The organism is Ostreiculturibacter nitratireducens (assembly GCF_032670585.1).
Taxonomy (GTDB): domain Bacteria; phylum Pseudomonadota; class Alphaproteobacteria; order Rhodobacterales; family Rhodobacteraceae; genus Ostreiculturibacter; species Ostreiculturibacter nitratireducens.
In genome coordinates, this window is record NZ_JAVQHL010000001.1 from 1,230,694 (window position 1) to 1,245,211 (window position 14,518).

12 protein-coding genes are annotated in these 14,518 nt (G+C 65.7%); 4 read left to right on the forward strand and 8 right to left on the reverse strand.

The genetic code is table 11. From position 1 onward, the window contains the following. Window positions 1-12: 12 nt before the first annotated feature. On the reverse strand, window positions 13-714 hold the full coding sequence (locus ABCN56_RS05925) for an SIMPL domain-containing protein (protein WP_343079833.1): 702 nt from the start codon (window positions 712-714) through the stop codon (window positions 13-15). 160 nt (window positions 715-874) lie between these two features. Here ABCN56_RS05925 and ABCN56_RS05930 point away from each other — a divergent pair, with 160 nt between their 5' ends. Next, window positions 875-4,111 (forward strand): hypothetical protein, encoded by a 3,237-nt coding sequence (locus ABCN56_RS05930; protein ID WP_343079834.1) that lies wholly within the window; start codon window positions 875-877, stop codon window positions 4,109-4,111. Window positions 4,112-4,234: 123 nt separating this feature from the next. Here ABCN56_RS05930 and ABCN56_RS05935 read toward each other — a convergent pair whose 3' ends face one another. Further along, window positions 4,235-4,648, reverse strand: a complete 414-nt coding sequence (locus ABCN56_RS05935; RefSeq protein ID WP_343079835.1) for a hypothetical protein — start codon at window positions 4,646-4,648, stop codon at window positions 4,235-4,237. Window positions 4,649-4,943: 295 nt separating this feature from the next. Then, window positions 4,944-6,038 carry a 4-hydroxyphenylpyruvate dioxygenase gene (gene hppD, locus ABCN56_RS05940; RefSeq protein ID WP_343079836.1) on the reverse strand — a complete coding sequence of 365 codons (1,095 nt, stop codon included), beginning with the start codon at window positions 6,036-6,038 and terminating at the stop codon, window positions 4,944-4,946. Window positions 6,039-6,156: 118 nt separating this feature from the next. Between hppD and ABCN56_RS05945 the strand changes: the two genes are divergently transcribed. The 3 genes from ABCN56_RS05945 to ABCN56_RS05955 all read left to right on the forward strand — a co-directional run bounded on the left by ABCN56_RS05945 (window position 6,157) and on the right by ABCN56_RS05955 (window position 9,438). Next, window positions 6,157-6,630: an Lrp/AsnC family transcriptional regulator gene (locus tag ABCN56_RS05945; RefSeq protein ID WP_343079837.1), complete on the forward strand. Its 474-nt coding sequence runs from the start codon at window positions 6,157-6,159 to the stop codon at window positions 6,628-6,630. Window positions 6,631-6,638: 8 nt separating this feature from the next. After that, window positions 6,639-8,504 (forward strand): monovalent cation:proton antiporter-2 (CPA2) family protein, encoded by a 1,866-nt coding sequence (locus ABCN56_RS05950; protein WP_343079838.1) that lies wholly within the window; start codon window positions 6,639-6,641, stop codon window positions 8,502-8,504. A gap of 100 nt (window positions 8,505-8,604) precedes the next feature. Further along, entirely contained in the window at window positions 8,605-9,438 is an 834-nt protein-coding gene (locus ABCN56_RS05955) for a cation efflux transmembrane domain-containing protein (protein ID WP_343079839.1), read from the forward strand. A gap of 104 nt (window positions 9,439-9,542) precedes the next feature. On the opposite strand, the gene ABCN56_RS05960 is transcribed toward ABCN56_RS05955, so the two are convergent. From ABCN56_RS05960 to ABCN56_RS05980, 5 genes are all read right to left on the reverse strand, one after another. Next, a complete protein-coding gene (locus ABCN56_RS05960) occupies window positions 9,543-10,052 on the reverse strand; it encodes a CarD family transcriptional regulator (RefSeq protein WP_343079840.1) in 510 nt (169 codons plus the stop codon). Window positions 10,053-10,358: 306 nt separating this feature from the next. Beyond that, complete coding sequence (fdxA, locus tag ABCN56_RS05965) at window positions 10,359-10,697, reverse strand: ferredoxin FdxA (protein WP_343079841.1); 339 nt, start codon at window positions 10,695-10,697, stop codon at window positions 10,359-10,361. Window positions 10,698-10,804: 107 nt separating this feature from the next. Beyond that, on the reverse strand, window positions 10,805-11,128 hold the full coding sequence (locus ABCN56_RS05970; protein ID WP_343079842.1) for an RNA-binding S4 domain-containing protein: 324 nt from the start codon (window positions 11,126-11,128) through the stop codon (window positions 10,805-10,807). 3 nt (window positions 11,129-11,131) lie between these two features. Then, window positions 11,132-13,897 (reverse strand): helicase-related protein, encoded by a 2,766-nt coding sequence (locus ABCN56_RS05975; protein ID WP_343079843.1) that lies wholly within the window; start codon window positions 13,895-13,897, stop codon window positions 11,132-11,134. Window positions 13,898-13,923: 26 nt separating this feature from the next. Beyond that, window positions 13,924-14,481 (reverse strand): tetratricopeptide repeat protein, encoded by a 558-nt coding sequence (locus tag ABCN56_RS05980; protein ID WP_343079844.1) that lies wholly within the window; start codon window positions 14,479-14,481, stop codon window positions 13,924-13,926. Window positions 14,482-14,518 lie beyond the last annotated feature (37 nt).

Below are 14,518 nucleotides of genomic sequence, written 5' to 3' on the forward strand. Positions count from 1 at the left end.
GCCCGTCTTCCTTCATTCCCCGATGGCGAAGATCATCGTGACGTTCGCCGTCACCGTCATCTCTCCCGCTGCGACCGGCACGGGGGCGGCCTTGGCGAAGCTCGCCTCCATGGCCATGGGCATCGGGTAGCCGGACTGTTCCGTCATGCTGACGACCGGCCCGAGCGTCACTCCCGCCGCAGTCGCGAGGATCTCGGCCCGCCGGCGCGCATCCGCGACCGCCCTCCGGCGGGCCTCGTCAAGCTGGTCCGCCGGGTCCTGAAGGCCGAAGCTGAGGCCGTTCAGCGTGTTGGCGCCCTCGCCCACGACCGCGTCGAGAAGCCCTCCCAACCGATCCAGAGCCCGAACCCGGATGGTGAGCGAATTCGAGGCCGTGAAGCCAACGATCTGGGGAGCGCGCCGACCGGCCCGCTCACTGTCCTCGTAGAGCGGGTAGAGCGAAAGGCCCGTCGTCTGGAGGTCGCGATCCTCGATCCCTTCGGCCTTGAGAAAGGCCAGCACGCGCGCCATCTCCTCGGAATTCGCCGCAAGCGCGGCGGCCGCGGATTCGGCTTCAGTCGTCACCCCGAGCGAGATCTGCGCCATGTCGGGCGTCGCCGCGACCTGACCTTCCCCGGTCACGGTGATGTGACGAGCGTCGGTCTCTGCCTGGGCCGGGACCGCAAGTGCCAGGGGCACGGCCAGAATGATCATAAACAACTTGGAAATCCGCATGATTTTCTCCCATGTCATCAGGATTTCGATATCTCATTTGACGCAGCCCGTGCCGGATTCCTTGGGGCTTTTCCTTTCCTTGCGCGGATTCCTGCTGTAGGAAGGTGCACTGGCGCGAAGGTGACTGCGTGCCTGCTGTAATCATGTTAGCCCGCGCGAGATGAAACCTGGCTTCGCACTGAACCTTTCGCACGACGGAATCGGCCTTTTGCGCCGAACCGGACACGGGTGGGTTCAGGTCGGTGAGGTCTCGCTCGAAGACCCGAAGCTGGGCGAGAAGCTCAGCGGTCTGCGCGACGCCGCCGCATCACTTGCACCCTCGGGGATGGCGACCAAACTCATCATCCCGAATTCGCAGATCCTCTATACCGAGATCGAGGCCCCCGGCCCTTCCGCAGCCAGCCGCCGCGGTGCGATCAGGAAAGCGCTGGAAGGCCGCACACCCTACGCGGTGTCGGACCTGGTGTTCGACTGGTCGGGAACCGGGCGCGTCGTTCAGGTCGCCGTCGTCGCACGCGTGACGCTGGAGGAGGCGGAAACCTTCGCGGAGCAGTATGGCTTCGCACCGGTTTCCTTCGTCGCGATCCCTGACGATGGCACCTTCCGGGGTGAGCCGTTCTTCGGGGCGGCAAGTCGCTCTGCGGACCACCTGCCCGAGGGGGCCCGGCTCGACCGGGATCAGGACCCGGTGCGCATCGTCGGACATGACGAGAAGGAGCCGGAACCGACTTCGGCGCCGCCAGCAGCCGCGGCCGAAGATGCAGAGCCCCCGGAAGAACGCCCCTCGGACGAGCAGGACGAGCAGGACGAGCAGGACGAGCCTGCGGTCGATGCCGTTGCATCGGAAGTCGAGGAGAAGGTCGGCTCGGATCGCACGGAAGAAATCGACGTCACCGAGGTTCAGGAGACCGACGAGGCAGCGTCGGAGGCTGCCGCGGCGGAACCGGAAGCCTCTCCTCCTGTCACGGAGGCCGCGGAGGCTTCGGCACTGCCCGAGCCGGTGATGGACACGTCGAAGCTTACCGATGAGGCTGAGGCGCCCGAAGAGTCGTCTGAGGCTACGGCCGGGACCATCTCGCCCGAAGCCGAGGTCGAGAAGCCGGAACCCGCTGCCCAGTCGACCGAAGCGGTTGAGAAGACCGAGGTCCCGGAACAGGCCGAGGAGGCACCGGAGGCAGAGGAAGAACCGGCCGCCACACTGGAGCCGGCTCTGGAAGAGACTTCGGAGTCTGCCGAGCCCACAGAGACGGCAGAGCCGGTGAGCGAACCCGAGGAAGTCGAGGAAGCCCCCGCCGCGAGCCGCGAAGAGACGACGTCCGATGTGGTTCAGGAAGCCGAGACCCCCGGCACAGAGGCGGCGGGACAAGAGACGACGCCATCGGCAGACGCCGAAGGTCCCGAAAAGGCTCCCGAGGCGGAAGCGGAACTCGCGTGGCACTCGCGCTTCCAGATCGGCCAGATCACGCCCGAGCGCGCCGCGGAAATCTCCGAGGCGGATGCTGATGAGGGCGCGGCAGCTGTCGAACCGCCCCCCGCCCCGGCCGCCGCCGCCGATGGCGCAGGTTCACCCGACATCGCTTTCGTTTCCCGGCGCGTCGGCGTCCCGGACGCGCAAACACCCGATACGGAAGACGGGAAAGCCCCGGCGATCGGCTCGGCGACGGCCGAGGCCGACGGTCCGAAACCGAAACTGGGATCGGCCGTCAAACCGGGGGAACCGGGATTCGTTGTTGGCGGCCGTGTAACGGGTCTGCCGGATGCGGTGCGACCCGGCGCCAGGAAGGGGGATCTGCCGGGAGCCCCCGGCGAACGCGACCCCGTGGGCAAGTCAGCAGCCCGCCAGCTTCGCACCTGGATCGAAGGTCGCAAGAGAGCGCGGGCCGGAACCGCTGCGCCGGTGGCTGCGGCCAAAGCTTCTAAGGCATCATCGGCCACGAAGCCCGGAGAGGCCGAGCGGCCCGGCGTTTTCGGAACGCCCCCAGCGGCCAAGAAGCGGCCCGCGAAGTCGAACCGGCTCGGACTTTCGCTGATTGCCGGACTGCTTTTCCTGATGGCTGCGGTCGCCCTTTGGTCCAGCTTCTTCGGCGCGCAGGATCAGGCGCCGATCGTGGTGTCGGAGGCTCCGCCGGAAACGGCAAGCGCCCCGCCGGACCTGGCGACCCCTCCTCAGGAGGCGATATCGGAGCCCGCCCCGCCAAGCATGCCGGAGGTCGCATCCGAGCCCGCGGCTACTGTCGACGCCGACACGACAGTCCCGGACGTGGCTCCTCTGGAAGAGCCGCTTGCATCAGCCCCGGCCGACGATACCGCTCCGGCGGTACCCGGGGAGACCGCGCGGCCAGAGGCAGAGGCCCCGGAAGCGCCTCTGCCTGCCACGCCTGTCTGGATCGGTGCTCCGGAACAGCCCGATAAGCTCGCCCCGGGCGCGAGAACGGCCATCGCCCCGATACCGCCCGATACCGGACCCGCGGAGCGTCAGACGACGCCCCTGCCGGAGTCCGTGAATGTGGCCATCGGTCCCAGCCCGGCGGCACCGCCTTTCGGGACCGTGACCGGCCCCGAAGGCGAAGACCTGGTCGAGCCGACGCCCGAGGGGACGTTGATGCCGGAAGGGTTCGCCCTTTACGCCGGCCAACCGGACACTGTGCCGCCAGCCCGGCCGGAGGCCATCGAGGCCGCCGCGCAGCAGACGGCAACGGAGCCCGACCCGCTTGAAGGCAAGCGCCCGCGCGCACGGCCCGCGGGGATCGCGCCTGAACCGCCCGCCGAGCCGGCGGGAACCGAGGATGATGCAGCCGCAGAGCAGCCTTCGGAAACTGTCGTTGCGGAATCCACCTTCGCCGCGGATCCGGCGCTGGCCGGCAAGACCCCGAGGTCGCGCCCCGCTTCAGTCGTCGCAGCGGCCGAGGCCGCCCAGGCAGCAGCCGACAGGGCGGCGGCCGAGATAGAGGAAGCGAGCGCGCTCGCCGTCGCCAGTTCCCGCCGCCCCGCTGTCCGCCCGCCCAATTTCACTCGCGCCGTCGACGCGGCCGTTGCCGCGGCCGTGGCCGCTTCCCAACCCGAAGCGGAAGTCACGGCGGCGGCCGCCCCGGCGCCCGAGGTGGAGATCGACGAACCCGAGCCCGAGGCGGCAGCGCCGGACATTCCGACCCGCGCCTCGGTCGCGAAGCAGGCAACCGTAACGAACGCGATCAAGCTGAACCAGGTCAACCTCATCGGGGTATATGGCTCTTCTGCGAACCGGCGGGCGCTCGTGCGGCTCGGAAACGGGAAATTCGTGAAGGTCCAGATCGGCGACCGGCTGGACGGCGGCAAGGTCGTGGCCATTACCGATCGGCAGCTGAGCTATACGAAGGGCAGCCGGACGATAGTCCTCGAGATGCCGAAGGACGGATGACCGGGAGACTTCCGCGCTTGAGCGGAAGCCTGGGCAAGCGGTGCAGGAAACTGCCCGAGAACTCGATGTGGTGGCGAACCGGCCTTGGCGCAGACGCGCATCAACCCGCTGTGTTCAGAGTGCTCATGTCCTGACGGCGTCGGCGTATGCCCTTCTGCGCAAAAGACCGACACCCAGCAGGAAGACAGCCAGAATGATTTCCGGCCAGTTTTGCAGGAGGTAGCCAACCTCCCCCCTCAGTGGAGCATAGGCGGCGATTGGCGTGTAAAAGACCACAGCCGCCGAGGACCAGCAAAACGGGCAGGACGCGCCCGCGTCACGCAGACGCATCGTGAGTATCAGCCATATAGACACGACGAAGAGGGAAAGCACCGGCAGGAAGACAACGGCACCGTCAAGGAGATTGCCGTAAATCATCAACGGAAGCAGGATGCCGAGCACCGCAAAGCCGCAGCCCATTCCGATGAGCCCGAAGAAATATTCCCGGCGATTCAGTGAACCTTCAGTCGGGCTGAACCGCGATTTGTTGTTCACCATCCGTTGTCCGCCTCCTCATGGTCTGGAACAGTCCTGCTGACCGTCAACGATGGTTTTGGCTCGACGCACTCAAAGCCTAGAATGCGAACTGCCGAAGCATCAAGCCGAGCGTTTCAAGGCAAGCCTAACAGATGCGCCTGAGTTCCAAGCAGTAGCCTTTTTGCCGCAGTTCGTTCGCTGGCGCAGGAACAAGGGAATTGCCCGCATCCCCGCCATTTCCGGATTCAAGCCGGTTGATGAAAACGGGCGCGCGGATGAAATCCGCGCGCCCCCTCCTCCCTGCGGGACCGGCGGTTCAGCCCGCCTTGAGAACCCCGCGGTCAATCTGATCCTGCTCGATGGATTCGAAGAGCGCCCGGAAGTTCCCCTCGCCAAACCCGTCGTCGCCCTTTCTCTGGATGAATTCGAAGAAGATCGGCCCGATCACGGTCTTTGAGAATATCTGAAGCAGTATCTTCGTCTCGCCGCCGTCCACGACACCTTCGCCGTCGATCAGGATGCCGTGCCTGGCCATCCGGCCGATGGGTTCCTCATGGCCCTGAACGCGATCGTGGCTCATCTCGTAATAGGCCATCGGCGGCTTCGGCATGAATTTGAGGCCGCGGTCCGCGATCGCGTCGGTGGCGGCGTAGATATCCTCAGTGCCGACCGCGATATGCTGGATGCCCTCGCCCTTGTAGCGTTTGAGGTATTCGACGATCTGGCCGGTCTCGCCCCGGTCCTCGTTGATCGGGATGCGGATCCGGCCGCAGGGCGAGGTCAGAGCTCGACTGTAGAGGCCGGTATACTTCCCCTCGATGTCGAAGAAACGGATCTGCTTGAAGCCGAAGATGTTCCCGTAGAAACGGAACCACACGTCCATGTTGCCCTTGTGGACGTTGTGGGTGAGGTGATCGAGGTAATAGAAGCCGACCCCCTCGGGTTTCGGCTTGGCAACCCAGTCGAATTCCGCGTCATAAGGATTTTCGTCGCCGTACTTGTCGACGAAGTAGATGAGCGATCCGCCGATCCCGACGATGGCCGGCACGTCCAGCGCCTTGTCGTCCGCACCATAGGGCTTTGCACCCTTGGCTATGGCGTGTTCGTAGGCATGCTGCGCGTCCACGACGCGCCACCCCATCGACGGCGCGCAGGGCCCGTGTTCCTCCACGAAACGCGTGGCCTGGCTGCCGGGTTCGGCGTTCAGGATGTAGGTGATGTCGCCCTGCTGCCAGAGTTCGATAGCCTTGGACTTGTGGCGGGCGGTCAACTGGTAGCCCATCATGCGGAACAGATCGCGCAGCTTTTCGGGCTCGGGATGGGCGAATTCGACGAATTCGAAGCCGTCGGTTCCAACCGGGTTGGCGGCGGAAATCACAGATTTCGGTGCGGAATGGGGAAATGGACCCATGGCAAATCACTCCTGTTCGCGGTGACGGGAGTGTAACGCGCGCATCATGCGGGCTGCGCGCAAAGATCACGAGAAGTTTGCGGTACAGCGCGCGTTTTCCGCGCTATGATCCGAAATCATGCAACATGACCGCATATCTCTGGATGAAGTCGACTCGCGCCTGCTTGCCGCGCTGCAAAAGAATGCACACCTGACGGCGCAGGAACTTGGCGAGATGCTGAACCTTTCGGCCAGCCAGGCCGGCCGGCGCCGGCAGCGGCTCGAGGCCGAAGGGCTGATCACCGGATATTCCGCGCGGCTCGACCCCGGGCGGCTTGGCCTGTCGGTGCAGGCCTTCGTGCAGGTGCAGATGGCCCGGCACGGCGCGGAGACCGCTACCACTTTCGCCCGGCTCGTCGCGTCCCAGCCGGAGATCGTGTCGGCCTGGACGTTGACGGGGGAGGCGGATTACCTCCTCAGGGTCTATTGCGCAGACCTCGCCGCGCTGAATAGACTTATTCATCAGGTTCTCCTGGCGCATCCCTCCGTCACACGGGTGCAAAGCCAGATCGTTATGGACCAGTTCAAGCCGGACGCCCCCCTGCCCGTCTAAGGAGAAACATGGACGCCTTCCTGTTCCAGGCCACGCTCTACCTGATCGCGATGGTCGTCGCGGTGCCGATCGCGTCCCGGCTGGGGCTCGGTTCGGTGCTCGGCTACCTGCTCGCCGGCATCGTCATCGGGCAGTTCATAGATCACTCCGCCGACGAAATGGAGGAACTCCGGCATTTCGCCGAGTTCGGCGTGGTCATGATGTTGTTCCTCATCGGCCTGGAGCTTGAGCCGCGAACGCTTTGGGCGATGCGCGACAAGCTTCTGGGCCTTGGCGGACTGCAAATCCTCGCGACCGGGCTTCTTGTCACGCTGGGCGCGATGGCGCTTGGCCAGGACTGGCGCGTGGCGCTGACGCTCGGCGCTATCCTGGCACTGTCCTCGACGGCGATCGTGCTTCAGACGCTGTCGGAGAAGCGGCTGATGCAGACCGCGGGCGGGCGGTCGACATTCGCGGTTCTCCTGACCCAGGACGTCGCGGTCATCCCGTTCCTCGCCCTCCTGCCGCTTTTGGCCCTGCCCGGCGCCCGGGCCCTTGCGGAAGCCGAGGCAGGCCACAGCGCGCTGAGCCTTATCGAGGGACTTCCGGGCTGGGGCGTGACGCTGGTCACGCTCGGCGCCGTGGCGGCGGTCGTTCTGGGCGGGCATTACCTGATCCGGCCGCTCTTCGCCTTCGTCCACACCGCGCGGCTTCGCGAGATCAACACCGCGTTAGCGCTTCTCATCGTCGTGGGGATCGCCCTCCTGATGCTCATGGTGGGCCTGTCACCGGCGCTCGGGACATTCCTCGCCGGCGTCGTGCTGGCGAACTCGGAATTCAAGCACGAACTCGAAAGCGACATCGCTCCGTTCAAGGGGCTGCTCCTCGGCCTGTTCTTCATCACGGTGGGCGCGGGGATCGATTTCGGCGTCCTGTTCGGCAAGCCGCTGACGATCCTCGGCCTGACCGTCGCGTTGATGGCAACGAAGGGCCTCGTGCTCTACGTCCTCGGCTGGCTCTTCGGGCTTCGCGGGAAGAACCGCTGGCTCTTCACCCTTGGCCTCGCGCAGGCCGGCGAATTCGGCTTCGTCCTGGTGTCCTTCACGCTCGGACAGCGCATCCTGACGGAATCGCTTGCGCAGACCGTTCTCCTCGTCATCGCGCTGTCGATGCTGCTGACGCCATTGTTCTTCATTCTCCACGACTGGCTCGCGGCACGACTGAAGGAGGAGAGCGAAGCGCCGGCGGCGGACGAGATTGACGACCAGCAGCCCGTGATCATCGCGGGCGTGGGGCGCTTCGGGCAGGTGGTGAACCGGATGGTCACCATGTCGGGCTTCAAGACCACCGTTCTCGACCACAGCCTCGAGACGATCCAACTGATGCGGAAATTCGGCTTCAAGGGCTATTATGGCGACCCGACACGGCCGGAGCTTCTGGCGGCGGCGGGGCTCGACAAGGCGCGCGTGCTGGTCGCGTGCCTCGACGATGCCGAGGCGACGACGCGGCTCGTTCGCTATGCGCGGCGGCTGCGGCCGGACTTGCACATCGTCGCCCGCGCCCGTGACCGGACGCATGTGTATGAACTCTATCAGGCCGGAGCCAACGACATCGTGCGGGAGCTTTTCGATTCCTCGCTGCGGGTCGCGCGCTACGTGCTGGAAAATGTGGGCCTGTCTGAATTCGAGGCGGCCGAGTTGGAGAAAATCTTCTTCAAGCTCGACCGCGCATCCGTGCGGGATCTCGCCAAGCTCTGGAAGCCGGGCGTCCCGGGCGCGGAGAACCCGGAATACATCGCCCGCGCGAAGGAACTCGACCACGAACTCGAGACCGCGCTCATGGCGCGCTTCGCCACCGAGCCGGACGAACCATCGCCGGACCAGCCGGTGAAATAGCCGCCCTGCCGCATGCCTGCGGCGTTTTGCGGGCCTTCGCTATCCGCACCCGATGCCCTAGTGTCCGGCCGAAAGACGGTTCGAGCCGGGAGTGCATTGCGTGACTGACGTCGTCCGATACCGCGTGACGGGCATGGACTGCGCGTCCTGCGCCGCGAAGATCGAGCGTGCCGTGCGTTCCGCCGGCGTCGACGACCTGAGCGTCTCGACCGCCTCGCAGATCCTGACGCTGAACGTCGCGCGCTCGGACAAAAGGCTGTCTGGAGTGGAGGCCGCCGTGAGCAAGGCCGGCTATCACCTGACACCGATCGAGCCCGAATCCGGATCGGCGGAAACCATGCGGCCGACCCACATGACCGCCGGATACCGTTGGGCACTGTGGATCGTGATCGGCCTGAACGTTGGGTACGGACTGATCGAGATGATCGGCGGGTTCTTGGCGGGTTCGCAGGCCCTGAAGGCCGACGCTCTGGATTTCCTCGGCGACGGGCTGATCACGCTGTTCGGCGTTCTCGCCATCGGCTGGAGCCTTGCCTGGCGCGCGCGTTCCGCGCTTGTCCAGGGCGTCTTCCTCGGTGGACTAGGCATGGGCGTGATCGGCAGCACGATCTACCGTGTCTTCACCGCGCAACAAATCGAGGCGGGCCTGATGGGCACCCTCGCCTTCGTGGCCCTCGCCGTGAACGTGGCCGCGGCTCTCGTGCTGATTCCGCACCGGGCGGGCGACGCCAATGTGCGGGCCGTCTGGCTGTTCTCGCGGAACGATGCGCTCGGCAACATCGCGGTCGTCCTTGCGGCGGGACTGGTTGCATGGTCCGGCTCTTCCTGGCCGGACCTCGCCGTCGCCTTCGCGATCGCCGGGTTGTTCCTGCATTCTTCGTGGGTCATCGTGCGCGACGCCCTGAACGACATGCGGGCACCTACGGACAACTGACCGTTGCTGCCAATGCGCGGGGCCAGACGTCCAAGGAAACCGCCGCGACAAGGAAAAGGCCGCGGACGAAACCACGGCCTTTTATTACTTCTGGATGCTGAGCCTCAGGCCGCGCGGGACAGAAGGACGTCGTCCACCTTCTTCTGCGCGCCCGCCTCGTCCGTGCCCGAAACGGCCGCGACTTCGCGGGTCAGGCGCTCGAGAGCGGCTTCGTAGAGCTGACGCTCCGAATAGGACTGTTCGCGCTGATCGTCGGCGCGGTGCAGGTCGCGCACCACTTCCGCGATCGAAAGAAGATCGCCCGAGTTGATCTTCTGTTCGTATTCCTGGGCGCGGCGCGACCACATGGCGCGCTTCACCTTGGCCTTGCCCTTGAGCGTCTCGAGCGCCTTCGACACGATGTCGGGCGAAGAGAGCGAACGCATACCGATTTCGGCCGCCTTATGCGTGGGCACGCGCAACGTCATCTTGTCCTTCTCGAAGGAGATGACGAACAGTTCGAGCTTGTGTCCGGCGATCTCCTGCTCCTCGATCGACATGATCTTGCCGACGCCATGAGCCGGATAGACCACGAAATCGTTGGGACGGAAATCGGTCTTCTTGGACTTGGTCATATGGTTCCTTCCTCGCAGGTCAACCCGGCTGTCAGCGTCACAGACTCCACCGGAGAGTTCTTCACTCCGGAGGCAAGGGTGATTTGGCGCTGATTTTTCCCCCCGCGGCCGAGTGGTGCAGCAGGTGGTGTCGAGTCCTCAGATTCCTTTGCAGCAATATATAGCAGAAAATGGCCCTGTTTCAAAGGGCGGCCGGCCTGGATGGCGCTTGCCAAGATTCCTTGGCCGGACTGGGAGGATTCCGCCGGACGGAAGCTCCCGTCGACCGGGATAGGGGCCGAATCAGCGCGGATCGCGCGGACGCGGTCAGTCGCCCTGACCGGGTTTCTCGCTGAAGTATTTTTCCATCTTGCCGGCCTCTCCGTCGCGTTCCTCCGCCTCGGGCAGCGGGTCGCGCTTCTGGGTGATGACGGGCCAGAGTTCGGAATATTTCCGGTTGAACTCCACCCATTTCTCCATGTCGGGCTCGGTGTCGGGCCGGATCGCGTCGGCGGGGCATTCAGGTTCGCAAACGCCGCAGTCGATGCATTCGTCCGGATGGATCACGAGGAAGTTCTCACCCTCGTAGAAACAGTCCACGGGGCAGACCTCGACGCAGTCGGTGTATTTGCAGGCAATGCAGTTTTCCGTGACGACGTAGGTCATTCTGGCACCAGGGACGAGGTTGCTTTCGCCGCTACCTAGCTTCTGTGCCCCGGGCGATCAAGACGAAGACGTCGGGAAAGTCCGCGCTGATTGCCGCAAGGCCGATATCAGGGCGACGGTTCCGTTTCCGGCGGCGCGTCCGGAACCGGCGTTCCTTGCGGAGAGTCCAGATCGACATAGAGCGTCTGCGCCTCGCTCGCCGGGCCGCGACGGTCGCCCGGGGCGACCACACGCACGAGGCGGATGCGCCCGCCCTGCGGGAAAGTCAGCGTGTCGCCGGGGCCGACGGGCTGGGCGGGCTTGGCCACCCGCCGCCCGTTCACGCGGACCTTGCCAGAGGATACGACCTCGGCCGCGAGCCCGCGCGACTTGAAGAAGCGCGCGTGCCACAGCCATTTGTCGAGCCGAATCCGGTCCTCAGCTTCCGCCAAGGCTCAGATCTTGTCGCGCAGCCCCATGAGGGCGGCGGCGAAGGGGTTGTCGGGATCGATGCGCTCCTTCTTCGGCGGACGCGCCTCGAAGCTCTTGCCACCCCGGTCCTGCGGGCGCCCTTTCGGCTTGCCCTTCGGCTTGCCTTCGCCGCGCGGTTTGCCCTCGGCGCGCTCGCGCCGCTCGCCGGGCTTGCCCTTGCGCTCGGGCCGTTCGCCACGCGGCTCGCGCCGTTCCGCGCGCGGACGGGGCGCCCAGGTGAAGGTGTAGAACACCTCCATCTCGGGTTCACCCGAGGCTTCCGGTTCGGCCTGGCGGAGGACCGATTCCTCCTCCGGGATCGGGTTGGAGGATTTCCCCTCCGCCGGTTCGGCCGGCTCGGGCGCTACCGCCTTGACCTTCTCGCGTTCGCCCTTCTCGGCCTTGTAGCCGAGGCCGCCCATCAGGTCGGCGAACTGGTCGAGCGTCATGCCCGTGATCGAAAGCATGTCGGCGGTCGCCTCGAACCCGGCACGGCTGTCCTTGGTGCGCAGGAGGTCAGCAAGGCGTTCCAGCATGTCGATGCGGATCGCGCGGGCCCCGGCCGGGCGATAGCCCGACAGCGTGTAATGTTCCATCGGCACGTCCGGCAGGTTCGGGATCGTGACGAGGCCCGGAGGCGGGCTTTCGGGGAATTCCGAGAGGCCATTGGCGAGCGACCACACAACGAGGCGCAACCGCGTCGGGGCGGGCTTCAGCAGCGCCGGCAGGAAGATCGTGTATTGGCCGAAACGGACGCCGTGCTTGCGCAGCGCGCCGCGCGCTTCCTGGTCAAGCTCCTTGACCTCGGAAGCCACGGATTCACGCGGCAGCACGCCGAGAGCCTCGACAAGGCGGAAGGCGAAGCCGCGGGCGAGCCCGGTGAGCGTTTCGTCGCGCTGCATGGCGAGAAGCGGCTCGAACAGCGCCGCGACCTTGCGGTCGATGAAATGCTGAAGCCGGCGGCGCACCTTCTCGGCGACGTCGGGACCGGCCTCTTCGTCCACGAATGCCTCGACCTGCGGCTTCAACGCATCGGCGCCGGCGACAAGCTTGCCCACCGCGCTCGAGCCCCACATGAGGCCGCCCTGCTCGGTGAAGTCGAACTCGGTATCGGGCGCGTTGTAGAAGCGGTCAGCGCGCAGGTGGAATTCGGGGCGGAGCGCCTGTACGGCGGCCTGGCGCAGTGTCTTCGCCTCCTCCGGGGACGCGGAGCCGTCCTGACGGAAGCGGAAGCCCTCGAGCCGACCGACGAATTCTCCTTCGACGGTCACCTCACCCTTGTCGTTCACCTCGGCCACCAAAGCCTCCTTCTGTTTGAGCCGGCGCATCAAGACAGATGTGCGCCGGTCCACGAAACGCGCGGTCAGCGCGCCATGCAGCGCGTCCGACAGGCGGTCTTCTACCTCGCGCGTTCGCCCTCGCCAATGGCTTTCGTCGGCCACCCAGCCCTTGCGTTGTGCGACATATGTCCATGTGCGGATATACGCGAGCCGCTTCGACAGAGTGTCGATGTCACCCTCGGTCCGGTCGATGCGCGCGATCTGCGCCGCGAGCCAGTCGTCGGGGACGTGGCCCTGGTCGTGCAGGAAGCCGAAGATCCGGGCGAGGAGCGTCGAGTGTTCGTGCGGCGAGATCGAGCGGAAGTCGGGGATTCGGCAGGCGTCCCAGAGGAGTTTCACGTCACGGGGCCCCGAGAGGCGACTGCGGATGTCCGGTAGCTCGGCGAGCGTCTTGAGGGCGACGACGTCGTCGGCCTCCCGCCCCCGCTGCAGCCAGGGGTCGTCGGAAGACGCCTCCAGCGAGGCGATAAGGCGATCGGTCGAGCCGAAGTCGAGATCGGCGGAGCGCCAGTTCAGCCGCTGGATCGGGGAGAAGCGGTGGTTCTCGACCGCCTCGACGACTTCCGGGGAAAGCGGGCCGGCCTCCCCGGTCACGCCGAAGCTGCCGGGGGAAAGGTGGCGGCCCGCCCGCCCGGCGATCTGTCCGATTTCGTGCGGGAAGAGCGCGCGGATCCGGCGGCCGTCGAACTTGGCGGTGGACGAGAAGGCGACATGGCCGATGTCGAGGTTCAGCCCCATCCCGATCGCATCCGTGGCGACGAGGTAGTCCACGTCGCCGTTCTGATACATCTCGACCTGAGCATTGCGCGTGCGGGGGCTGAGGGCGCCCATGACGACCGCCGCGCCGCCCTTCTGGCGACGGAGGAGTTCGGCGATCGCATACACATTCTCAACCGAAAAGCCGACAATTGCCGACCTTCCCGGCATCCGGCTTATCTTTTTCGAACCTGACCAGCTCAGTTCCGAAAACCTGTCGCGGCGGACGAACTGCACCCTCGGCACCAGTGCTGCGATCGCGCCGCGCATGGTGTCGGAGCCGAGAAACAGCGTTTCGTGAAGACCACGCGCCCGGAGAAGACGGTCGGTGAAGACATGCCCGCGCTCCGGGTCGGCGCAAAGCTGGATCTCGTCCACGGCGACGAAATCGGCGCCGATGCCTTCCGGCATCGCCTCGACCGTGCAGACCCAGTACTGCACCCGTTCGGGCACGATCCGCTCTTCGCCGGTTACCAGCGCGACGACGGAGGGGCCGCGCGCGGCGACGATGCGGTCGTAGACCTCGCGCGCGAGAAGGCGCAAAGGCAGGCCGATCACGCCCGTGCGGTGCGCCAGCATCCGCTCGATGGCGTAATGTGTCTTGCCGGTATTCGTCGGCCCGAGGACCGCCGTGATCCGCGTCTCGGCTGCCATTTGAGACTCCAGAAGCGTCAGAGGGCCTAGATGTCGGTACCCTGCAGCGCCCGTTCAAGGCGCGACACCGCGCCTTTTAGGTCTGGTCGGTTCGGATGTATAGCCCGCGCGGCGCGGTAGGCCTTGAGCGCCGCCTCTTCGTTCCCCATCTCTTCAAGTATCATGCCGAGACCGCCGAGCGCGCCGAAATGACGCGGTTCGAGTGCCAGCGTGTGCTGGATGTCGGACAGCGAGGGGCCAAGATAGCCGCCAAGGAAATAGGCGGTTGCCCGCGCATTCCAACCCTCGGGGAAGTCAGGGGCATGGTCGGTCAGGGCGGTCAGATGCTCGATGGCGGCTTCGTAATCGCCCGCCCCGATCGCCTGCTCGCCCCGCTTGAGGAGAAGATCCATCGCAGGCGAGCCGGATTTCGACCATTCGCGCAGGATGTCCGATTCGACCCGTTGCCATTCGGGATTGTCGGGTTGGGCCAGTTCCGCGAACAGTTCATCGAGCGGCGCGGCGACGGCCGGCGATGCGGCGGAAACGAAAACGACGCAACTTGCCGTTACGGCGCATTTGAGAAGGGTGGCAAAGGCTTTCATAACCCTTAAGAGTGTAGACTAAGCGCGGGGAAAAACG